This window comes from Porphyromonas uenonis DSM 23387 = JCM 13868 (genome assembly GCF_000482365.1).
GTDB classification, from domain to species: Bacteria; Bacteroidota; Bacteroidia; order Bacteroidales; family Porphyromonadaceae; genus Porphyromonas; species Porphyromonas uenonis.
Genome location: NZ_AXVC01000018.1, coordinates 1 through 22,464, shown reverse-complemented (window position 1 = coordinate 22,464; position 22,464 = coordinate 1). Strand labels below are relative to the sequence as shown.

Annotated in this window: 16 protein-coding genes, 5 tRNA genes and 1 pseudogene; 15 read left to right on the top strand and 7 right to left on the bottom strand. The window is 53.8% G+C overall.

The features are described 5' to 3' along the window. Positions 1-13: 13 nt before the first annotated feature. Both rpoC and L215_RS10400 read left to right on the top strand, forming a co-directional pair. A complete protein-coding gene (gene rpoC / locus L215_RS0100105; RefSeq protein WP_025883041.1) occupies positions 14-4,369 on the top strand; it encodes a DNA-directed RNA polymerase subunit beta' in 4,356 nt (1,451 codons plus the stop codon). Positions 4,370-4,533: 164 nt separating this feature from the next. Continuing rightward, positions 4,534-4,668 (top strand): annotated as a pseudogene (locus L215_RS10400) (DUF1016 N-terminal domain-containing protein); the annotation flags it as partial. A gap of 164 nt (positions 4,669-4,832) precedes the next feature. Here L215_RS10400 and L215_RS10010 read toward each other — a convergent pair. The 5 genes from L215_RS10010 to L215_RS0100080 all read right to left on the bottom strand — a co-directional run bounded on the left by L215_RS10010 (position 4,833) and on the right by L215_RS0100080 (position 10,441). Beyond that, entirely contained in the window at positions 4,833-4,994 is a 162-nt protein-coding gene (locus tag L215_RS10010; RefSeq protein ID WP_154657824.1) for a hypothetical protein, read from the bottom strand. 1,366 nt (positions 4,995-6,360) lie between these two features. Further along, positions 6,361-7,770, bottom strand: coding sequence for a CotH kinase family protein (locus L215_RS0100095; RefSeq protein WP_044111494.1), 1,410 nt, complete (start codon positions 7,768-7,770; stop codon positions 6,361-6,363). Positions 7,771-7,806: 36 nt separating this feature from the next. After that, positions 7,807-9,153 (bottom strand): glycosyltransferase family 39 protein, encoded by a 1,347-nt coding sequence (locus L215_RS0100090; RefSeq protein WP_161634281.1) that lies wholly within the window; start codon positions 9,151-9,153, stop codon positions 7,807-7,809. Positions 9,154-9,225: 72 nt separating this feature from the next. Beyond that, positions 9,226-9,708, bottom strand: a complete 483-nt coding sequence (locus L215_RS0100085; RefSeq protein WP_027451152.1) for a hypothetical protein — start codon at positions 9,706-9,708, stop codon at positions 9,226-9,228. Beyond that, positions 9,695-10,441: a glycosyltransferase family 2 protein gene (locus L215_RS0100080; protein ID WP_036871756.1), complete on the bottom strand. Its 747-nt coding sequence runs from the start codon at positions 10,439-10,441 to the stop codon at positions 9,695-9,697. The genes L215_RS0100085 and L215_RS0100080 overlap by 14 nt, the downstream gene beginning before the upstream one ends. 415 nt (positions 10,442-10,856) lie before the next feature. On the opposite strand from L215_RS0100080, the gene L215_RS0100075 reads away from it, so the two are divergent. The 13 genes from L215_RS0100075 to L215_RS0100015 all read left to right on the top strand — a co-directional run bounded on the left by L215_RS0100075 (position 10,857) and on the right by L215_RS0100015 (position 22,121). Then, positions 10,857-10,928 (top strand) — tRNA-Gln (locus L215_RS0100075). Between the two features lie 142 nt (positions 10,929-11,070). Beyond that, positions 11,071-11,141: transfer RNA gene (locus L215_RS0100070), tRNA-Gln, on the top strand. A gap of 57 nt (positions 11,142-11,198) precedes the next feature. Beyond that, positions 11,199-11,273: transfer RNA gene (locus L215_RS0100065), tRNA-Val, on the top strand. A gap of 284 nt (positions 11,274-11,557) precedes the next feature. Further along, positions 11,558-13,057: a monomeric [FeFe] hydrogenase gene (locus tag L215_RS0100060; RefSeq protein WP_025883033.1), complete on the top strand. Its 1,500-nt coding sequence runs from the start codon at positions 11,558-11,560 to the stop codon at positions 13,055-13,057. Beyond that, positions 13,032-14,081: a [FeFe] hydrogenase H-cluster radical SAM maturase HydE gene (gene hydE, locus L215_RS0100055; RefSeq protein WP_027451151.1), complete on the top strand. Its 1,050-nt coding sequence runs from the start codon at positions 13,032-13,034 to the stop codon at positions 14,079-14,081. The genes L215_RS0100060 and hydE overlap by 26 nt, the downstream gene beginning before the upstream one ends. Before the next feature lie 12 nt (positions 14,082-14,093). After that, positions 14,094-15,512 (top strand): [FeFe] hydrogenase H-cluster radical SAM maturase HydG, encoded by a 1,419-nt coding sequence (hydG, locus tag L215_RS0100050; protein ID WP_027451150.1) that lies wholly within the window; start codon positions 14,094-14,096, stop codon positions 15,510-15,512. Between the two features lie 15 nt (positions 15,513-15,527). Next, complete coding sequence (hydF, locus tag L215_RS0100045; RefSeq protein WP_027451149.1) at positions 15,528-16,724, top strand: [FeFe] hydrogenase H-cluster maturation GTPase HydF; 1,197 nt, start codon at positions 15,528-15,530, stop codon at positions 16,722-16,724. 78 nt (positions 16,725-16,802) lie between these two features. Further along, positions 16,803-17,795, top strand: a complete 993-nt coding sequence (locus L215_RS0100040; protein WP_025883032.1) for a glycosyltransferase — start codon at positions 16,803-16,805, stop codon at positions 17,793-17,795. Then, complete coding sequence (locus tag L215_RS0100035; protein ID WP_025883031.1) at positions 17,792-18,313, top strand: nitroreductase family protein; 522 nt, start codon at positions 17,792-17,794, stop codon at positions 18,311-18,313. Before L215_RS0100040 ends, L215_RS0100035 begins: the two co-directional genes overlap by 4 nt. A 15-nt stretch (positions 18,314-18,328) precedes the next feature. Beyond that, complete coding sequence (locus tag L215_RS0100030) at positions 18,329-19,330, top strand: FAD:protein FMN transferase (protein ID WP_025883030.1); 1,002 nt, start codon at positions 18,329-18,331, stop codon at positions 19,328-19,330. A 66-nt stretch (positions 19,331-19,396) separates the two neighbouring features. After that, the gene (locus L215_RS0100025; protein WP_027451147.1) at positions 19,397-21,031 is read left to right on the top strand and encodes a hypothetical protein; all 1,635 of its coding nucleotides are present in this window, start codon (positions 19,397-19,399) and stop codon (positions 21,029-21,031) included. A gap of 36 nt (positions 21,032-21,067) precedes the next feature. Further along, positions 21,068-21,745 (top strand): nicotinate (nicotinamide) nucleotide adenylyltransferase, encoded by a 678-nt coding sequence (nadD, locus tag L215_RS0100020; RefSeq protein WP_025883029.1) that lies wholly within the window; start codon positions 21,068-21,070, stop codon positions 21,743-21,745. After that, on the top strand, positions 21,738-22,121 hold the full coding sequence (locus tag L215_RS0100015) for a hypothetical protein (RefSeq protein ID WP_244869657.1): 384 nt from the start codon (positions 21,738-21,740) through the stop codon (positions 22,119-22,121). The genes nadD and L215_RS0100015 overlap by 8 nt, the downstream gene beginning before the upstream one ends. Before the next feature lie 156 nt (positions 22,122-22,277). Here L215_RS0100015 and L215_RS0100010 read toward each other — a convergent pair. Continuing rightward, a tRNA-Asn gene (locus tag L215_RS0100010) sits at positions 22,278-22,351 on the bottom strand. Positions 22,352-22,390: 39 nt separating this feature from the next. After that, positions 22,391-22,464: transfer RNA gene (locus L215_RS0100005), tRNA-Asn, on the bottom strand.

Genomic DNA, 22,464 nt, shown 5'->3' with positions numbered 1-22,464 from the left:
TCAGACTTAAGTTATGGCATACAAGACAGCCCCTAAGAGCAAGACCACCTTTTCATCCATTAGGCTCTCCCTAGCATCCCCAGAGGAGATCCTAGCGGCCTCACATGGAGAGGTTACGAATCCGAATACTCTTGACTATAAAACATACAAGCCAGTACGTGACGGACTCTTTTGCGAGAGAATCTTCGGCCCAGTCAAAGATTACGAGTGTAACTGTGGTAAGTTCAAGCGCATACGTTTCCGTGGCACCATCTGCGACCGATGCGGTGTAGAGGTTACGGAGAAGAAAGTACGTCGTGAGCGGACTGGACACATCAAGCTCGCCGTACCCGTTGCACATATTTGGTACTTCCGTAGTCTACCCAACAAGCTCGCCTCGCTGCTCAATCTCAAGTCGAAAGACCTCGAGGCGATCATCTACTACGAGAAGTATATCGTACTGCAGAGCGGTGTCTCTGATCTAGAGGTCAATACGATCCTCACCGAGGAGGAGTATCAGGCCAAGCTAGACGAGATCGATCAGAGCCACCCAGACAACTACGACCTACCCGAGAGTGACCCAGACAAGTTTGTCGCAAAGATCGGTGCAGAGGCTCTCTACGAGATGCTCTCCAACCTCGATCTAGACAGCCTCTCCTACGAGCTCCGTGACAGGGCACAGTCAGAGACCTCACAGCAGCGTCGTCTAGACGCACTCAAGCGTCTCAACGTCGTCGAGTCCTTCCGTGCTTCCAAGGATATCAACCGTCCCGAGTGGATGATTCTCAAGGTGGTACCAGTCATTCCACCCGATCTACGTCCACTCGTACCGCTCGATGGTGGTCGCTTTGCTACAAGCGATCTCAACGAGCTCTATCGTCGTGTCATCCTGCGTAACAACCGCCTCAAGCGACTTCTAGAGCAGAGCGTCCCCGAGGTGATCATTCGCAATGAGAAGCGCATGCTCCAGGAGGCCGTCGACTCACTACTCGACAACTCTCGCAAGTCAAGTGCTTTCAAGGGCGAAAACAACCGTCCCCTCAAGTCTCTCTCAGACAGCCTCAAGGGTAAGCCCGGTCGCTTCCGTCAGAACCTACTCGGTAAGCGTGTAGACTACTCCGCACGTTCCGTCATCGTCGTCGGCCCTGAGCTACAGATGCACGAGTGCGGACTACCTAAGGATATGGCAGCCGAGCTCTACAAGCCCTTTATCATCCGCAAGCTCATCGAGCGTGGTGTCGTCAAGACCGTCAAGAGCGCCAAGCGTATCGTAGACCGTCGTGACAACGTCATCTGGGAGATCCTAGAGAACGTCATGAAGGGACACCCCGTACTGCTCAACCGTGCTCCTACACTACACCGTCTAGGTATACAAGCCTTCCAGCCCAAGATGATCGAGGGCAAGGCCATCCAGCTACACCCCTTGGCTTGTACCGCTTTCAACGCCGACTTCGACGGTGACCAGATGGCTGTGCACCTTCCTCTAGGCAACGAGGCTATCCTCGAGGCTCAGCTACTCATGCTCGCCTCACACAATATCCTCAACCCCGCCAATGGTGCTCCTATCACCGTCCCCTCACAGGACATGGTCTTGGGACTCTACTATATCACTAAGATTCGCAAGGGATCCAAGGGTAGCGGACACACTTTCTATGGTGTCGAGGAGGCTCGCATCGCATACAACGAGGGCAAGCTAGACATCCACGCACCGATCAATGTCCTCATCGACAACGTCCTCGAGGATGGTCAGCTCGTCAGAAAGATCATCGAGACCTCGATGGGTCGTATCATGGTCAATGAAAACGTACCCACCGAAGTCGGCTACATCAACGAAACCCTCGGCAAGGGTGCACTCCGCTCCATCATCTCCAACGTGATCAAGGTGTGTGGCTTTGCCAAGACCGCACAGTTCCTAGACAAGATCAAGAACCTCGGATACCACATGGCATTCAAGGGCGGTCTCTCCTTCCGTCTACAAGACGTCGTCATCCCTAAGGACAAGGAGCAACTCGTCGCTGAGGGCAATGAGCGCGTCGAGGAGATCTTCGCACAGTACAACGAGGGCTTTATCACCAATACAGAGCGCTACAACCAGATCATCGATACCTGGAGTAATGTGTCAAACAAGATCACCGCTTCACTGATGAGACAGCTAGCTCAGGACGATGATGGCTTCAACAACATCTTCATGATGATGGACTCAGGAGCTCGTGGTTCGAAGGAGCAGATTCGTCAGCTCGCCGGTATCCGTGGTCTGATGGCTAAGCCTCAGAAGAGTGGTTCCGGTGGTGGTCAGGTCATTGAGAACCCTATCCTCTCCAACTTTAAGGAGGGCCTCTCCGTGCTGGAGTACTTTATCTCCTCACACGGTGCTCGTAAGGGTCTAGCCGATACCGCTCTTAAGACGGCAGATGCGGGTTACCTGACCCGTCGTCTCGTAGACGTATCGCACGATGTCGTCATCTCTGAGGAGGACTGCGGCACACTGCGAGGCATCGAGATGTCTGACGTGATGAAGAATAGTACCGTCGTCGCCACCCTAGGAGAGCGCATCCTCGGTCGTACATCCGTACATGATATCAAGCACCCCGAGACGGGCGAGTACATCGTACATGCTGGTGACGAGATCAACGAGGCAGCCGTGGCAGCCATTACCGCAGCAGGCATCGAGACCGTCGAGGTACGCTCCGTGCTCACCTGCGAAACGAAAAACGGCGTCTGCGCCAAGTGCTACGGCCGCAACCTCGCCACCAACAAGCTCGTACAGCGCGGCGAGGTGGTCGGAGTCATTGCTGCTCAAGCTATTGGTGAGCCTGGTACGCAGCTTACGCTACGTACCTTCCACGCTGGTGGTACGGCGAGCAACCAAGAGACCGATGCCACCGTACGTGCCCGATTCTCTGGAACCGTCGAGTACTCAGACATCCGCTACGTAGACGTAGAGCGTGCTGGACGAGATGGCAATATGCGCCCCGCACACATCGTGGTCAACCGTACCGCTGAGCTACGCATCCTAGATCCCAAGACTGGCGTCATACTACAGCACGAGCTGGTACCCTATGCCAGCATCATCTTCTTTGCCAACGGGGCTACCGTCAGCAAGGACGATACACTGCTCAACTTTGACCCACACAATACGGCTCTCATCTCCGAGTTCTCTGGTCGTCTAGTCTTCGAGAACCTTGTTGAGAAGGTCACCTTCGAGTACGAGACCGACGAGAGTGCTTCACACAAGGAGATAGTCATCATCCGCAAGCAGGGTGTCAAGAATAATCTTATTCCGACGGCTCAGATATTGGACGACAAGGGCAACGTACTTCGCTCGTACAACCTTCCCGTCGGCGCTCACCTCGTCAAGGAGGATGGCGATATGATCACTCAGGGCGACATCATCACCAAGACACCTCGCGCCATCTCTGGTGCAGGTGATATTACGGGTGGTCTGCCTCGTGTTCAGGAGCTCTTTGAGGCGCGCAATCCATCGAGCCCTGCTGTCGTAGCAGAGATCGACGGTACCATCGACTTCGCTGGTGTCAAGCGTGGTAATCAGGAGATCTCCATCACCTCTCGTCTGGGCGAGATCCGCAAGTACTTCGTACCACTTACGAAGCAGATCCTCGTACAGCCTGGCGACTATGTACGTGCAGGTATGCCCCTCTCCGAGGGCGCTGTCACGCCAGCCGACATCCTCGCCATCCAGGGCCCCACGGCCGTACAGGAGTACATCGTCAACGAGGTTCAGGACGTCTATCGTCTACAAGGTGTGAAGATCAATGATAAGCACTTTGAGGTGATCGTCCGCCAGATGATGCGCAAGGTACAGGTCATCGACCCAGGAGATACCCTCCTGATGCCTCAGCAGATTGTGGACAAGAACGATGCTACCGAGGAGAACGACAAGCTTTGGGGTATGAAGGTGATCACCGACGCTGGTGACTCCACCACTATGAAGCCTGGACAGATCATCTCAAGCCGTAAGCTTCGCGATGAGAATAGCTCCCTCAAGCGTCGTGACCTCAAGCCCGCCGTGGCTCGTGATGCGATGCCTGCTACGACCAATCAGATCCTACAGGGTATCACAAAGGCTGCGCTACAGACGCGAGGCTTCATCTCGGCGGCTTCCTTCCAGGAGACCTCCAAGGTACTCAACGATGCGGCTATCTCGGGCAAGGCTGACAAGCTCGAGGGCATCAAGGAGAACGTCATCTGCGGTCACCTCATCCCTGCTGGTACAGGTCTACCCGAGTATGACAAGCTCCTCGTAATGTCGCAGAAGGAGCATGACGAGATCGAGGCGCAGAGCCGTCAGACAGGATCTGACGCTAGCTACCGTGCTAAGAAGCTCGACGAAGAGAAGGCCTCCGAGACTGAGACTGCACCCGCTAAGTAACAAGCGCCTCGCAGAGCAGCTCGTATAGCAGCTCTATCGGAAAGACTATCTCAGGAGCGCTCCCTATAGCCTCCTAACAGATATAAGCAACAAAAAGGAAGGCTCGCCTCAAAGGTCACACGACCTCATGAGGCGGGCCTTCCTTTTGTTATTCCCCTTCGCCAGCAAATGAAATTCTGCAACCACTAGTTGGAGAAATTAGTTGGTCGAAGCATATCGTCATTTTGACCAAGTGTAAAGAGACCCAGCAAAGGCAATTCTACATCCTCGCCACTAAGAAGTATGGCTTGACGAGTAACGGTTGTAGGGACGCTCGGTCGAGCGTCCGTTGTGTCAAAGGTTACTGCGTTGTGGTTTTAATGGGGACGGACGCTCGACCGAGCGTCCCTACAACGGGTTACACGTATCACTTTGATACAACGGTCGCTTTTCAATTTTGGCACTACTGACGATGCGCGCGCTCTTACGGGACGATCACCTTGCTATTGTCCACGATATAGACGCCTTGGGGTAGATCACGCACAGCTTCATTATAGTCCTCAGCAATGCGCACAACCTCGCACGACATGGTGTAGACGACGTAACAATCAGCGGTCGGCACATGATAAAAGTGAACTCGTTTCAATTCATACCTAGGAATTGCCCAAATTCCTACCTAGAAATTTGGCCATTTGCTACCTAGGAAATCAAAAATTCTTCGGACTTTTTTTTTGATTCCTCCGAAGTTTCATTTGATTCCTCCGAAGTATTTTTCATTTCCTAGGTAGGAATTGGGGCAATTCCTAGGTACCTATTTGGCAAATTCCTAGGTAGGAATTTTATTCTTCGGGAGGAAGGCGTAATCAGAGAGGATCCGTAGCCACTCTGTAGTGATGCTCGAAGCGTGTATCCCTAGTTATCATCATGCGCAGTCCCTAGACGGCTGGTTATATATTAAGGCGTCAGCCCTGACATGTAACCGCTATAGGGACCGCGGGAGTGTCGAGTCGGAGGGCGTCCGTTGTGTCAAAGGTTACAGCGTCTTGGTTTTAACGGGAACGGACGCCCTCCCGCTAGACACGAGTCGCGCGTCCCGACAGCGGGCTTCTCGTCCCCTCGAGCTACCCTTATTTCCGAACTTGAGCTGTTTAAGTATGCGTCTTTTCTTTCGTCTCTTTTTCCTATATTTGCACTCATGCTACTCAGAGCTAATCACTGCGCGCATGAGCAACGTTGTAGCATGAAAAGTTGGGACTATAAAACCAGGTCTAGCTACTTGAAAGACAAACAAATGCATTATGAATTCTAGCGTAACCAAGACTGTAATTAGACTCTATATCTTACTCTCCATTGCTATTGTAACACTATTCTCTTGTAAAGCATTTCGAAAGGCCTTGCAGTGTGATGAGTGTGACGGCACCGGAAAAGTAGAGGTACAGTGTGCGGAGTGCAATGGATATGGTATTTTTAGATGTGGACGCTGCGGTGGAGCCGGGTCCCTAGTATGTATCAATTGCTACGGGAGTGGACGCGTTGAATGTACTTGGTGTTATGGAACTGGTAGAGATGGGATGTGCTTTTTATGTTCTGGATCAGGGTACGATTCAGACGGCTGGCGATGTTTTTCCTGTAATGGGACTGGCAAGTCGGAGTGTAACTGGTGCTCTAGTTTAGGATATACTAACTGCGACAACTGCTATGGGAGTGGGAAGATTACATGCGATGAATGCAATGGTTATGGAAGACTGAATTGCATCACGTGCTCTGGAGAAGGAAAAGTAGAAAAAGAATGCCCAAAGTGCAATGGTAGTGGGAAAAGGGCGAGATAGTTGCTGGAAAGTGTGTGCTATCGTATGTTTGAGCTAATCATTACCCCGTGGTATCGTAATGATTAGCTCTATGAATACCATGAAGAGTCAAAACTTCTTTATGGTAAAATTACGATGGAGCTAGATCCCGCAAAGCGGGCTACTCATCTCGCTTTGACACTACGGACGATACACCGCGCACTCTTACGGGACGATCACCTTGCTGTTGTCTACGATATAGACTCCTCGCGGTAGATCGCGCAGAGCTTCACTGTAGTCATCAGCAATGCGCACGACCTCGCCCGACATGGTGTAGACGACGTGACGACCAGCGGTCGGCACTACGAGCGCAATACCATTAGGAGTGGCTGGCAGGTGATTATCAAACCAGTCCACATTGCGCCGAAGGGCAGTCGTGAGTTCCTCTGCGGCACTATGCAGGGGCTTGAAAGTCCCCCCAGACCAGCGCTGCTTGTCCCGCGCATAAGCCTCCTCATAAGGTGCAAAGCAGCTCTCCAAGTAGCGCATCCACTCGTCGGAGAGCACAGGGTGTACCTCTTTCCACACCTTGCAGACGGCTGAGCTAAAGTCTTCGTCCTTGAGTAACTCTCCGATCCAGTGAGGCGCAAAGACGTAAGAGACTTTCATCCTAAAGGTGTAGTCCGTCTTCTCCCGATTCATACAGGTGAGATCCCAGATAGGGCCTGCCACCCACTTGCTCCCCTCGCCCTGGTCTTTGTGTAGGTAAAAGCTCCCGTGGAAGCCATCGGGATTGTCCATCACCTCCTGAATGATGAAAAAGCGAGCCATCGCATCGACATCGATACGATCCTCCCAGCGACTGGTCGCTTTGTTCGGAGCATAGATGTCATCGTTGATTCCCTTAAACTCAGCAGTCAGCCAATCCTTCTGTGCCGTCGAGAGCACCTTCGGTGAATGGTAAGTGAAGTTGATGATCCAGCGATCATTCTCTCTAAAGCTAATTTGGTTCTGCTCCTTATAGTTGTCCACCTCTACCAGCCAGCCACCCGGAATGGTAGCTGCATCCTCATTATTGTCTGGCTGCTCGTAGATGTTGACACGATTCTTTCCGATCCGTATCGTCTCCGTCAGCAAGTAGAGACCGATATAGTCACCATTGAGCACCACCTCAATCGGCTTTGTGGAGGGCGTCCAAGCCATCCCCATCAGCTCGCCTAGCTTCATGCCAGCCATCGTCGGGGCCCAAAACTTCAGGAGTGCCCAGTGCTTATTCTTCGGCATACCCATGAGAGAGAGCTTCTCGTCCAGCTTGAGCTTATAGGGCTTCTTGTCCCCCTTCCACGAGGAGTGCCCTCTGCCACGGATGTTCATACTAAGAGGCTCTGCAGCAGTGCCTAGACTCACCTTCCCTGCGGGATCTGCGATATAAAACGTAGCTCGCTTGTACTCTTCCTTCGAGGTTATGGGGTTGCCATCGGCCGTGGTGATATACATGATCGGGATAGTCTGTGACGGCTCCACCGTAGCATCGGAGGGGAGCCCCGTACCACTCTGCCCACGACAGGGCAGTAGCGCCGTAAGCATCACACCCAGCATCAAAAGGATTACTGTACTAATCGAATTGTGTCTCATAGCTTGATAACTTATGGTTGACAGTGAAAGGATTACCTAGGAAAGCCATGATTCAACCTTGCGAAACGCAAGGCTGAAGGCATCTAGCGTGAAGGTGCAAAACAGCGCAATAGGCACAAAGCAAAAGAGATATCTCTTCGCAGAGTAAGCAATCACATTGTCTATCGAATCCCAAGAGTAGTTGATATGGTAGAGTAGCAGACCGTACAGCAGCAAAGGCAATACGAAGGCCATAGCCACTTGCCCTAGACGCCCCCAGTGCTTACGCTTTATCATGATCGGTAGACTAGCGAGCAGCGATATCAGCAACAACAAGAAGCTCCAGCCGTAGAGCTGCGTATTGGTCAGGTGTCCCCACAAGCCCTTGATGATCAGGTTGGCCTTGTCGCCATCCCGTAGGAGTGAGGTGATGACAATACTCTCTGACGTCATGCCAGTCCACTTTTGATGCAGGAACCAACAGCACATGGGGAGGAGTATGATCATCCCCCAGCCAATGAGGTGCCACCACTTCAGTCGCTTGGCAAAAACTGGGTATAACAAGTAAAGCCCCATCGCCATCGGGAATACAATCCCGTCATACCGAGTCAAGATACTACCCAAGAGTAGCAAGCTACTCACCCAGAGGAGACCGTAGTCTGCGGTCGGCTTGTCGCGAGAGCAACTTTTCAAGGCATAGATCACACCAAGCGAAGCATAGACCGCATGGATCACATTTGTTGCCGAGAGCGATGAGAAGGCTATCATCTCTGGCGTGATAAGTACGAAAAAGGTTGCGATGATAGCACCCGTACTCCCCACGACATCTCGTAGCACACCGTAAAACGAGATCAAGAAAAAGAGGAAGAACAGCCCAGTTATCAGCTTAGATGTCTCAGCCCCCAGCATATAGACTATACTATAAGAGAGCTGTACCAGCGGAGCGTATGTGATGTAGCTGCCCGCATTGTGGATCAGCGGATTCTCCTCAGGAGTAAAGACCGAGAGACCATACATCGTGTGCTCTTGCGCAATGAGGTAACCCAAAGAGTCAAAGCCAGCAAGGCTATCCCTATCGAAGGTGGGGAAGAACATACACTTCCTAAAGTTCATCACCTCAATGACCACCACAAGAACAAAGAAGATAAGCCACACAATGTTGATCCTGCCCAACCACCCCTTCAGCGTAGCCCACGAAGGCAAGCTAGCGGTGAGCCTTTTGCTCTTATACAGAAGTAGTAATCCCGCCACCAGCACGAGGAGCAGACCCACGACGACCCATACGAGCGAGAGCCTCAGGCGCAGTAAGTCTTGTAGCATCATAAGCCCGACGGCAAGCAACATGCCGACGGGAAATGAGAGCCCGACGAGCTCGACACGACTGAGCGAACCTCTCCCTACCACACTCAAGAGAGTCACTCCAGACAAGCACAGCAATATGACGAATAGCATAATGGATAGCATAGCACAAGGAGGTTATTGGATAGAGTCGTTTGTTAGAGGTACGATAGCAACTTCGATGGATGGCGGAAGCTCACCAGCGGGAAACATCTCACGTCCCCCATCACCCACGATCAAGACATGCGTTGGCACCCGATGATTGATCTGATACTCTTCGCAGGTCACTACTTGCCGTGGATAGAGGAAGCGCATAGCCCAGAGCTTATTCCACGGTTCTCCCTCTACTCCCTCCTGCTGAAAGTACTTAGCCGCTGGGATATAGATGATCGCATCCTCAGGGGTCTTCACACACACATACTTGTACACAGCGTAACCGTTGCCGAGCTTCATCTGGTAACGATCGCTCAGCGATGACTCTTTGTACTCGCTTGCCACCTTCCAGTTGCGTCGTAGCATAGACCAGACGAACTGATACCCCTTCTGCTCAAAAGTGTAGGAGATCAGTAGCACTGCAATACACCCTCCGAGAAGGTTCCAAAGGACCTTACTTACTTTCATGAGACTTCTTTCTAAAGCGATATTTAAGTAGCGTAGAGATGGCCGTAATGCCATCGCGCCAAGAGATCTTCTTCCCCTCATCCACCGACCTCGGGAAGTAAGATATCGGGATCTCCTTGATCTTTATTCCTCGCAAGGCAGCCTTTGCGGTCACTTCGGGACAAAACTCAAAGCCCTCACACTCCAGATCGAACGACAGTAGCAGCTCCCTTTTGAAGAGCTTATAGCAGGTCGGTTCGTCCGTAAGACGCTGTCGGTATAGTAGGTTGGTAACCTTCGTAACGAGCTGTCCCCCAAGGTAGAAAGAGGTCGGGAAGCGTCCCTTGCGATGCGCTACAGAATACAAGTAGCGACTCCCGTATAGGACGGGCAAATCAGACTCCATGGCATAGCTCAGCATCTTGAAGATGTCATTGGGGTCATACTCTAGATCCGCATCGTGGATGATGACATATTCACCCACACACAGGGGCAAGCCCTGTCGTATGGCATACCCCTTCCCCCGATTGACTTCATAGCGAAGTACCTGGTAGTTGCCATCGGCAAACTTGGCCTTCAGGACTTCATTCGCGATTGCTGTGGTATCATCAACTGATCCGTCATCAACGACGATCAGCTGACAGTTTAGCTGGGACGCTCGTATGGCTTCGATACATCTCTCTAGAGATAAGCCGATAGTGCCAGCCTCGTTATAAGCCGGGACTACTATAGAGAGAGAGTCTATGCTCTGCATAGTTATATTAGAGTAATGTGTTAGTCGCCTTTATTACGCAAGCTAAGTTACAAACAATAACTCTACCCAGCAACCAACGAGGGAGACCTCCGCCAGTTGTGCGGGGATCTCCCTCGTGAAGAAAGGGAATATGAGAGATTAGGTCCTACTAGCACTAGGAGTACTAGTGGCACTAGGCACACTAGAGAGTCTAGATGATGGCTCCGATCTCTAACGTCCGATCTCTAACCTCTCCAGCCCCTCTATGACACTCTGTGCAAAAGGAGCTCGTGAGGTTTGCGGAATCTAGGATAGTGAGCAGGTTCCATTTGCTGGGAGAAAAATTTTTTCGGCGAAATGTTTGGTGGTTTGGTTTTTTCTTTCTACCTTTGCACTCACAAACGATGACAGAGGTGTCTGTCGGTAGTAAAGGATTTGTCCCATGGTGTAATGGCTAGCACTACAGGTTTTGGTTCTGTCAGTCAAGGTTCGAATCCTTGTGGGACAACGACTCCCGCAGGATGCGGACGGCGGTTCAGCTCTTTACTACAATATCGTGATACGACGCTTTTACTTCTCTCTAGGGAGGCTCTGTGATTGGGTGTCACACACAATGGTGACGAGCTAATCGACAGGAGATTGATACAGATTGTCCTATGGTGTAATGGTAGCACAACAGATTCTGGTCCTGTTTGTCAAGGTTCGAATCCTTGTAGGACAACTACCGATCAGACTTACACTGTCGCTGGAGTATCTCGGAGAGCTAAGATATCTGAAAGGGCCCATAGCTCAGCTGGTTTAGAGCATCTGTCTTACAAACAGAGGGTCATAGGTTCGAATCCTATTGGGCCCACGATTTCCTCAAGATATAATTACTTCAAGTTTGGGAGAGTTTCACTCGTTAGGGTGGGGCTCTTTTTTTGTTTGTTTACCTACGTCACTGCCTTTGCGCAGCTAGCGTCCTAATAGCCCCCACCCTACTCGCATTGCTATCCGCGACTCGCAAGAATAGGGTATTTTGTCACGTGAGGCTAGCAATATATGGTGATTGATTGAGATATTAGTCGTATCTTTGTGGAGCATTTAGAGATCCGACCAGTGCAGTGCGGGTCAAAAGCTAAAACATCACTTGATCGTATGACCTATATAAACAATGTAATGATCGTGCGCCATAAGCTCCTCTCCACGATGGTGGCTAAGTGGCGTCAAGACCAATTGATTAAGACGATAGATCGGATTCCTCTAGAGCTGAGTCCTCGTAAGAAGCGCAATGTGCTGGGGCGCTGCTGCCCTCATAAGGAGCGCGCCGTATGGAAGTACAAGATGTTTCCTCTCCTGGGCTTTGACATGCAGGACGAAGAGGATGAGCTGACTCCGCTCTCAGAGTATGCTCACACGGCACTGCATCGTCCACAACCGACGAAGAAGAATGTCCTCTGCGTCATTGATGAGGCGTGCACCTCGTGCGTACAGATCAACTATGAGGTGTCTAACCTCTGCCGTGGCTGCGTGAGCCGTGCCTGCTCGAGCAACTGCCCGAAGAACTGCATCTCATTCCAGAAGAATGGTCAGGCTCTGATCGATCACGATGTATGTATCAGCTGCGGACAGTGCCACAAGAACTGCCCCTATCATGCGATCGTCTACATACCTGTGCCTTGCGAAGAGTCATGCCCAGTGGGTGCCATCAGCAAGGACGAGGATGGTATCGAGCATATTGACGAGTCTAAGTGTATCTACTGCGGTGCTTGTCTGAATGCTTGTCCCTTTGGCGCCATCTTTGAGATCTCGCAAGTCTTTGACGTGCTGGGCGCTATAGAGCGTGGCGAGCAGGTAGTGGCTATCGTGGCTCCTGCGATCCTTGGTCAGTTTAAGGCAACCCGTGAGCAGGTCTACGGCGCAATCAAGAAGATCGGCTTCCACGACGTCATCGAGGTGGCTCAGGGAGCTATGGACACGGTAAGCCACGAGGGTAAGGAGCTGGTGGAGAAGATCGAGGCTGGCCAAGCCTTCATGACCACTTCGTGCTGTCCTTCCTTCTACGAGCTGGTGGACAAGCATGCGCCTGGGCTCAAGCCTTTTGTCTCTAGTTCACACTCGCCGATGGCCTACACAGCAGAGCGTGCACGCAAGCTTTACCCCGATAGCAAGATCGTCTTCTTCGGGCCTTGCGTAGCTAAGCGCAAGGAGATCCAGCGCCCCAACGTGGATGTCGATATGGTAGTCACCTTTGAGGAGCTAGGCTCTATCCTAGAGGGACTGGACATAGACATCAATACGGTCGAGGGCTACAAGCCTACCGTCGAGTCGGTACGCGAGGCTCACGCCTTCGCTCGCAATGGTGGTGTCAAGGATGCAGTCATCTCCTATCTGAGCAATACAGAGGAATACAAGGACTTCGTAGAGCGCCTCACCGCTGAGGAGATCGCAGGTATGGACAAGAAAGCGGTTGCCAAGCTCAAGGCTTACGGCAAGCGTGGCAAGGCTGACACACAGTTTGTCGAGGTGATGGCTTGTCTCGGCGGATGCGTGACAGGACCCAGCGCCTTCAACGATGTACTCGCAGGTCGCCGTCAGCTACTCAAAGAGGTGGAGAAGATCGACCTCACCTATGCTAACTACAAAGAGCAAGAGTGATACGCTAGACCAAGTAGCGACAGCCTCCATCCCTGAGCTGAAGGCTCTATTAGACAGTAGCGACACGCACCTTGAGCATGAGCTTCAGGTGCGTGCCGAGGCTATTGCGGAGCAGCAGTTCGGACGGAGGATCTATCTGCGCGGTCTCATCGAGATATCAAACATTTGTCGCAACGACTGCTACTACTGTGGCATCCGCTCAGGCAATGAGCGCGTCACCCGCTATCGGCTCACAGCCGACGAAGTGATGTCGGCTTGCGAGAGAGGATACGAGATCGGCTTTCGCACCTTCGTGCTACAGGGTGGCGAAGATCCCTATTGGCGAGGCGAGCGATTGGTTTCGTTGGTACGCAACATACGGACTAGCTATCCAGAGTGCGCTATCACACTTTCGCTCGGAGAGATGGAGTATGCGGAGTACGAGGCGCTCTTTCGCGCTGGTGCCAACCGCTACCTGCTCCGCCACGAGACTTACGACAAGGAGCATTACCAGAGCCTGCACCCCAGCGCGATGGCTCAGGAGCATCGGCTACAAGCGCTACGAGACCTCAAGCAGATCGGCTATCAAGTGGGGACAGGCGTGATGATTGGTTCGCCAGGACAGACGACCGCCCACTTAGCGCAAGACCTAGACTTCATCCGTCGCTTGCAGCCCGCGATGATAGGCGTCGGTCCATTCATCCCGCATGAGGACACGCCCCTGGGCACCTACCCCGCGGGGAGCCTGTCGATGACACTGCGCTTCCTCGCACTCTGCCGGCTCCTCAATCCACGGGCGCTGATCCCCGCCACGACCGCTGTCGCGACGCTCCACCCCGAGGGGCGGCTAGCCGCCATACGATCTGGGTGCAATGTGGTGATGCCCAATCTATCCCCATTAAACCACAGAGCCGACTACGCTCTGTATAACAACAAAGCCTACTCAGGGTCTGAGGCTGCCGAGGGAGTCGCTCTCCTGCAGGCACAGCTAGACACCATAGACTATCAAATAGACTGGGGGCGTGGAGACGCTCCAGCCAGCTAAGAGAATGAATGTATGAGTTACAATAAGCAATCACACGATGCCTGTGACTTCATCAATCATGATGAAATCATCGACACCCTCCGCTATGCGGAGCAACATAAAGATGATGAGAAAACGATCTCCGACATCTTACGCAAAGCTGCGGAGATGCGTGGGCTAGACCACCGCGAAGCGGCCGTACTCCTCCTCGCTGAGGACCCTGCGACACGGCAACGAGTGGCACAGCTGGCCGAGCAGATCAAGTTACGCTTCTACGGTAAGCGCATTGTCCTCTTTGCGCCGCTTTACCTCTCCAACTACTGTATCAATGGTTGTGTCTATTGTCCTTACCACGCTAAGAACCGCACCATTCCCCGTCACAAGCTGACGCAGGAGCAGATACGACAAGAGGTGATCGCCCTGCAAGATATGGGGCACAAGCGCCTCGCCCTCGAGGCTGGCGAAGATCCACGCAACAACCCGATCGAATATATCCTTGAGTCGATCCAGACGATCTACTCCATACATCATAAGAACGGAGCTATCCGTCGTGTCAATGTGAACATCGCTGCAACCACCGTCGAGGAGTATCGTATGCTTCACGAGGCGGGCATCGGCACTTACATTCTCTTCCAGGAGACTTACCACAAGGAGCACTACGAGGAGCTACACCCGAGAGGGCCTAAGAGTGACTACGCCTACCATACCGAGTCCATGGATCGAGCCATGCAAGGAGGCATTGACGATGTTGGTCTGGGCGTACTCTTTGGTCTGAGCACTTACCGCTACGACTTCGTCGGACTGATGATGCACGCGGAGCATTTGGAGGCAACCTTTGGCGTAGGCCCCCACACGATCAGCGTGCCACGCATTTGCCCAGCCGACGACATCTCGCTCGACTCCTTCCCCGAGGCAATCCCCGACGACACCTTCCTCCATATCATTGCGGTGGCTCGACTGGCAGTCCCCTACACAGGGATCATCGTCTCAACCCGCGAGCGTGAGGCGGTACGACAGCGGGCTCTCCACGTAGGCGTGTCGCAGATCAGCGGTGGCTCCCGCACCTCCGTGGGAGGCTATGCACAGACGACAGAGGCTGCCCACTCGGAGCAGTTTGAGGTGAGCGACCCACGCACCCTTGACGAGGTCGTCTACTGGCTCCTCCAGCAGGGACACATACCGAGCTTCTGCACCGCATGCTATCGTGAGGGACGTACCGGCGACCGCTTCATGTCGCTCTGCAAGAGTGGTCAGATCTCCAACTGCTGCGGTCCCAACGCGCTCCTGACACTGCAGGAGTACCTCGAGGATTATGCTTCACCCACCACCCGTGAGCTGGGACTAGAGATGATCTCGCAGCAGCTCCCCACGATCCCCAATGAGCGGGTTCGTGCCATCGCTCAGCAGCGTCTCCAGCAGATCAAAGCCGGGGAACGTGACTTCCGCTTTTAATCAACGAAAAAGGGTATGGCTTCTAGAAAGGACGCATCCGAGCGCAAACGAATCGTTCTCGTAGGGCAGGTCAACAGTGGCAAGTCTACGCTCTACAACCGCCTGCTACGCCAAGAGCGGTCGCTCGTGTCTGACCAAGCTGGCACCACAACCGACAGCGTGGAGAAGCTCTTCGAGCTGCCCAGCGTAGGACCCGTCCTACTAGTCGACACCCCAGGACTAGCCGACGACACACCCCTCGGAGCCGAGCGACAGCGGATCACACAGCAAGCTCTAAGCTCTGCCGATCTGGTCCTCTACCTACTCAGTTGCGAAGAGTCCCTCGACACTCCGATCATAACCACTTTGCGAAAGGCCAGCGTGCCGACACTCCCGATCATCGCTCGTGCCGACCTGCCTGAGCAAAGCTCGTGGCTAGAGCGACAAGAGAAGATTATGCAATGCTTCGGTCACACTCCCCTCACGCTACGTCAGGACGACGAAAAGAGTTTGGACACCCTACTTGAGGCGATCCAGCGAACGCTAAGCAATGAGTCGGAGCCAGCCCCCTCGCTCCTCGGCAACCTTTGCCAAGCGGGCGACCTCGTGCTCCTCGTCATGCCACAAGACAGCTCAGCCCCCGCAGGTCGACTCATCTTGCCACAGGTGCAGACTATCAGAGCATTGCTAGACAGAGGGTGCCACGCCCTATGCGTCACCCCCGAGCAACTCCCCGCAGCGCTGTCCCAGCTGGCCGCCCCGCCTCAGCTCATCATCACCGACTCGCAAGTCTTCGCCACCGTCGAGCCGTTGGTCCCCGAGGGTTGTCGGCTCACCTCTTTCTCCATCCTCATGAGCGCTCAGCGTGGTGACCTTCAGCGACTTGTTGCGGGAGCAGGAGCCATTGGTCGGCTCACGCCCGCCAGCCGTATACTTATTGCTGAGGCTTGCACCCACGCTCCCGAGGGCGAGGACATTGGCACCGTCAAGCTGCCCCGCCTCCTACGCAAGCGCATCGGCGAGACGCTCACCATCGAGCATGTGTCGGGTCGGGACTTCCCCGAGGATCTCACGCCTTACGACCTCGTCATCCACTGCGGTGGCTGTATGTTCAACCGCCGCATGCTCATCTCCCGCCAAGACCTCGCCACGGCTCAGCAGGTGCCGATGACCAACTACGGACTGGCGATAGCCTACCTCACCGGCATCCTTGACAAAGTGACTCTCCCATAGCCAACGCACATTTGTTGTCTCGGTCGCTCGTAGGTGGCAAATTAGTATCTTTGTGCAATAGTACTACAAGTAGACCTCATGACTGATCACAACTCTCTCGAAACGACCGCCACGGAGTGTCCCGACATCTCGGTGGTCATTCCCTTGCTCAACGAGGCTGAGAGCCTCCCCGAGCTTTACGAGCGCATCGTAGCTCACACCGCTGAGGTGGGACTGAGCTACGAGATCATCTTCGTCGACGATGGCAGTAGCGACGACTCGTGGCAAGTGATTGAGCGGCTAGCTGCTCAAGACGCAGCGGTGCATGCGATCAAGTTTCGTCGTAACTACGGCAAGTCGCCTGCGCTGCAGTGTGGCTTTGCTAAGGCTTGCGGACGGGTCGTCATCACGATGGATGCTGACCTACAGGACGCTCCCGAGGAGATAGGCGGGATGTACAATATGATCGTCCATGAGGGATACGACCTCGTAAGCGGATGGAAGAAAAAGCGCTACGACCCGCTCTCCAAGACGATTCCCACGAAGCTCTTTAACGCGACCGCTAGACGTGTCTCTGGGATTAAGAACCTACACGACTTCAACTGCGGACTCAAAGCGTACCGCGCGGAGGTGGTCCATAGCATCGAGCTCTACAACGATATGCACCGCTACATCCCTTATCTGGCGAAGAATGCGGGCTTCGCCAAGATTGGCGAGCAGGTGGTGCACCATGCGCCTCGCAAGTATGGTCACTCGAAGTTTGGGCTAGACCGCTTCTTCAATGGCTACCTAGACCTGCTTACACTTTGGTTTACCCATCGTTTCGGGCGCAAGCCGATGCACTTCTTCGGGTTCTGGGGCTCGCTCATGTTTCTCATTGGATTCATAGCGCTCATCGTAGTCCTCTCGTTCAAGCTCTCCGCACTTATCAGCGGTACACCCGCTCCGCTTGTGACGGATCGCGTCTACTTCTACATCTCCCTGGCGGCGATGATCATAGGCGTGCAGCTCTTCTGCGCTGGCTTCATCGGAGAGATGATCACACGCCGCGATCCCAATCGTGACACCTATAATATAGAAACAGAACTATGACTAAGACCTTCGACCAAATCATCTCTACAAGGCGTACGGTACGCCACTTTGATGCGACCAAGCCGATAACTCGTGATGAGCTCATGCCGATACTAGAGGCTGGGCGGTTAGCTCCCTCGGCAAAGAACTTCCAGCCACTCCGCTTCGTCGTGGTGCTCTCCGAGGAGGAGCGCACAAAGCTCCACGCCATCAGTCAGCAGCCATGGTTTTATCATGCTCCGAGCTACATCGTCATCATCGGTGACCACGACAAGGCGTGGCAGCGTCCGCACTGTGACCTCACCTACGTAGATACCTCGATAGCACTGACGCACATGCTCCTCAAGGCTGAGGATATGGGGCTAGGCGCTACGACGGTGGCTGCCTTCGATCAGGAGATCTGCCGTGAGCTACTACAGATCCCAGAGCATGAGGAGCCGATCCTCATCTTAGCTGTGGGGCATCCAGACCCAGCCTTTGCAGGCAAAGAGGGCAACCCACGTCGCAAGACGATGGAGGAGCTGGTCACATTCATCTAAGCTAGTCGCACCGCCATGCGTCGCACCGTCACCCTACTACTGCTCTCGCTCATACTCTTGAGCAGTTGCCACCAGGAGGCGCCCTACAGGAGTGCCGAGGGACTCATCTTCGGCACGCTTTATCGGGTTACCTACCAGGCTGACCGGGACTTATCCGACCAGATCAATGAGGCGCTGCAGGAGGTCAACCGTGTGGCAAACCCCTTTGACTCGACCTCTATGATCTATGCGGTCAACAATAATTTGTCGATGACGGTGGACAGCACTTTCTACGCTATCTACAGCGTAGCGCGGAGGGTCTACGAGCAGTCGGGCGGTGCCTATGACGTGACCATCGCTCCGCTGGTCAATGCGTGGGGCTTTGGCTTCGAAAAGAGCTACCCACTCACGCAGCAGCAGGTGGATAGTTTGATGAAGTTGGTCGGCATGGACAAGGTCTCCTGCACTCCTACTGAGCTGACCAAGGCAACCCCCGCAATGGAGCTAGACTTCGCCTCCGTTGCTAAGGGCTACGCCTCTGACCTCGTAGGCGAGAAGCTGCACAAGGCGGGCGTGACCAACTACCTGGTGGAGATAGGCGGCGAGATAGCTTACTCGGGACGCAATCCGAGAGGCGCTCCATGGCGTGTCGGCATCTCAAGACCAGACCTGGACTCACTGGGAATAAGCCAAGAGCTACAGGAGATCATTGATCTGCCAGGCGAGCGAGGAGGACTGGCCACCTCGGGCAACTATCGCAACTACAAGGTCGCAGCTGACGGACGAGTCTACGGACACACGATCTCTGCGCTGAGCGGTTACCCCGCCGAGACAGACATCCTAAGCGCCTCGGTGATAGCTCCGACTTGCGCTGAGGCTGATGCTCTGGCGACGGCCTTCATGGCTTCGGGGTACGAGGGCTCAGAGGCGATGCGTAAGCGACTTTCGCCAGACATCTCCTTCTTACTTTTCGTATCGGCTGGCGACTCATTAGCTTTTACCACCATCGCTAGTCCATCATTTCCCCGATCGCACTGATGCCCGATCGCTTACCTAGCAATATCGGACGGACTTTCTTACCTTTGCACTACATAGCCATACATTATGACCCACTCATCGCTCCCCAACAACGCTATCATCGATCAGCCAACCTATCCAGACGAGGGCTCACGTCCCACTTTCTCGCAGATCTTTCGTTTGATCCTGAGACAGTGGTACTGGTTTGTGCTCTCCTTCGTGCTCTTTGTCGTACTAGGCAAGAGTGTCGCGGACCATCGTCCCATGGGACGTCAGACCTACTACATGCAACTCTCCTCACGAGAGCCTCACGAGCTGACGAATCCGATGATGCCCCTGAGCGACTCGACCTTCAAGACCTCGCCTTGGACGCCTGAGTACATTGCCTCTCTGCTCAATACGACGACGGCGGTCGTAGAGGCGGGTAAGCGTATCAACTTTCAGGTCAACTACTTTGTCAAGACTTCCTGGGGAAGGCGAGACTACTACAACCAAACGCCCATCATCGTACACTTTGACGATCTACTCGCGACAGACAAGATGGACTGTATCGCCAAGCTGGACGACCCTGTCCACCCGAAGCAGGTCATGCTGAGTGGATTCACAGGCACTGTTCAGGGCGTCTCCATCAGGGAACCGTACGATGTGGTCATTCCTGTCGGCTCTACGCAAGAGACACCTGCAGGACGTGTCACCATAACCCTGGACAATCCAGAGCACCACTTCCCCTACCACATAGATCAGAAGTATAAGACAATAGCTCTCTCCTACTCCACGGTACCAGACATGAGAGACGCCTACGAGACGGAGATGCAGGTAACAATGAAAAAGGCCGACCTCCCACTCTCCTCAGTCATGCGTGTCGAGATGCTCTCCGACCGCTCTGAGCGTCGCTGCCTAGAGCTCCTCTACCAGATGTACCTCGTCACGGATAGCTTGGGATGGGTGGAGCAACTGAGCGATCAGGGCATGATCGACTCGCTAGGTCAGTTTACTGGGACTGTCCCCCCTGCAGGGCTTTCGCCCTTTAGGCTGATTGATAAGCCTCGCATAGCCCGAGATTTCGAGCCCGACCTATTTATCATCGCAGGTATGGGCCTCCTTGGTCTGCTCCTACCACTACTCCTACTGTACATCTACTGGGCTATACTAGGTGCCATCTACTATGTCTGCGAGCTACCCCGCCTCCTACGCAGTCGCCTTACACTAGATCTGCAGCGAGGACGTAAGGGCAAGTCCCTCTACCCCCACCTCGAGGAGCTGTGCGCTCTCGTCTCGCCACAAGGAGAGACACGCACCATACAGCTCGCCACTCCCAGCGGTACAAAGTACCACCGTCAGCTCGTCTCGGAGCTACAGCAAGCCTTACAGCAGAGAGGCATCTCCTGCGCTGTCTGGTACCTAGACCTAGCAAACCAAAAGAAGGTTAGCGAGGAGTCTAATGGAGTCTACCACACGACGCTCACGCCTGGGATGATAGGCTCTAGCGCCTTCCAGCAGCAGCTCAAGCAGCTACAGACGCAGCACCAGCTCACGATCATCGTGCCGCCAGCGCTCACGAAGGACCCGACCGCTTATCTCCTCTCTAGTAGCGTAGAGCAGAGCCTCTACGGCATCTATCGTGGTAGCACGAGGATTAGAGCCATCAAGCGTGTCGTCCATCAGCTACAGATCAGACAACAGCTAGACCGCTCCCGCATACACACCCTGTGGGTGGAGTAGGAAGAGTGGACGCTCAGCTTTTTTATGGATCATGCTATGACAACTGAAGGTAGAGACTCTAAGGAGAAGCCTCCTGGGCTGATCGATCTACGTCCTGCTACATCAGACGTTAGCGGGAGTGTAGGGCTCTTCGGCGGAAGCTTTGACCCGCTACACATCGGGCATCTCGCTCTCTGTGACTACATCTTGGCTTATCCCGAGCTGTCTGGGATAGAGCACATATGGTTCATGCCCACGCCGCAGAATCCACTCAAGGAGCAAGAGACCAGCTTTTCCTACGAATGGCGCTGTCGCATGATCGAGCAAGCGATTCAGTCCGATCCTCGCTACGAGCTATGCACGATCGAGTCTATACTACCTGAGCCACACTACACGCTGGAGACGCTCACGGCATTGGAGGAGCACTATCCGCATTGCGCCTTCAGTCTCATCATCGGTGCTGACAGCCTAGCCTCGCTCTCCCAGTGGTATCGGCATGGAGAGCTCATGGATCGTCTACCACTCGTGGTCTATCCACGGAGCGGGTACGATCTCTCACAGCTGGCCGATCAGTACCCCACAGCTCAGATACGACTGATGAGCGATGCTCCTCAGATAGAGGTCTCCTCGACAGCAATCCGTCAGGCGCTCCACGAGGGCCGTGACCTGCGCCACTGGCTTCCTCAGCCTGAGCTATACGATACACTCTCTAAAGCAACTACGCATCATGAATGAAGACCGAATGGTACAGCTAGCCTCCTATCAAGTTGAAGAGGAGGCTCTTGATCTACTGGACCTGCTCTCTGACCATGGCATACCAGCCACCATACGCAACAGCTACAGCGCTCGAATGCTCAGCGCATTCGTTGACGTAGGGGGCTTCATCGTTGAGGTGCCTGAGAGTGCCCGCCCGCAGATCCAAGAGCTGATAGACAGTGGCGAGCTCATCCTCCCCGACGAGAGCGATGAGCCCACGACACGCCTCACGCAGTGGGTCGCCAAGCTACCCCTCCCAGCTCAGTGGTCTCTGGAGAAGCGCCTCACCATGCTCCTCCTATTACTCATCGCCATCGGGATCATCATCGCTCTTGCCGTCCTCATCGTCTCGTAGAGATCCCAGAGCTTACAAAACAAAAGAATCTCCTTTCGAAATCCGCAAGCGGATATTCGGAAGGAGATTTCTTCTGTTAACCACAAATATAAGGCTCAAAAGACAACCACGCCCTTTCGAGCCCCAAAAACAAAACAACTCAGTGTAGCAACGTCGCGCTCCCTCTTGGGCTTGAACCAAGGACCCCCTGATTAACAGTCAGATGCTCTAACCAACTGAGCTAAGGAAGCTGTTTGAGACTTAACAGTCTCGGCTATGAAACAGAGTTGCGCTCCCTCTTGGGCTTGAACCAAGGACCCCCTGATTAACAGTCAGATGCTCTAACCAACTGAGCTAAGGAAGC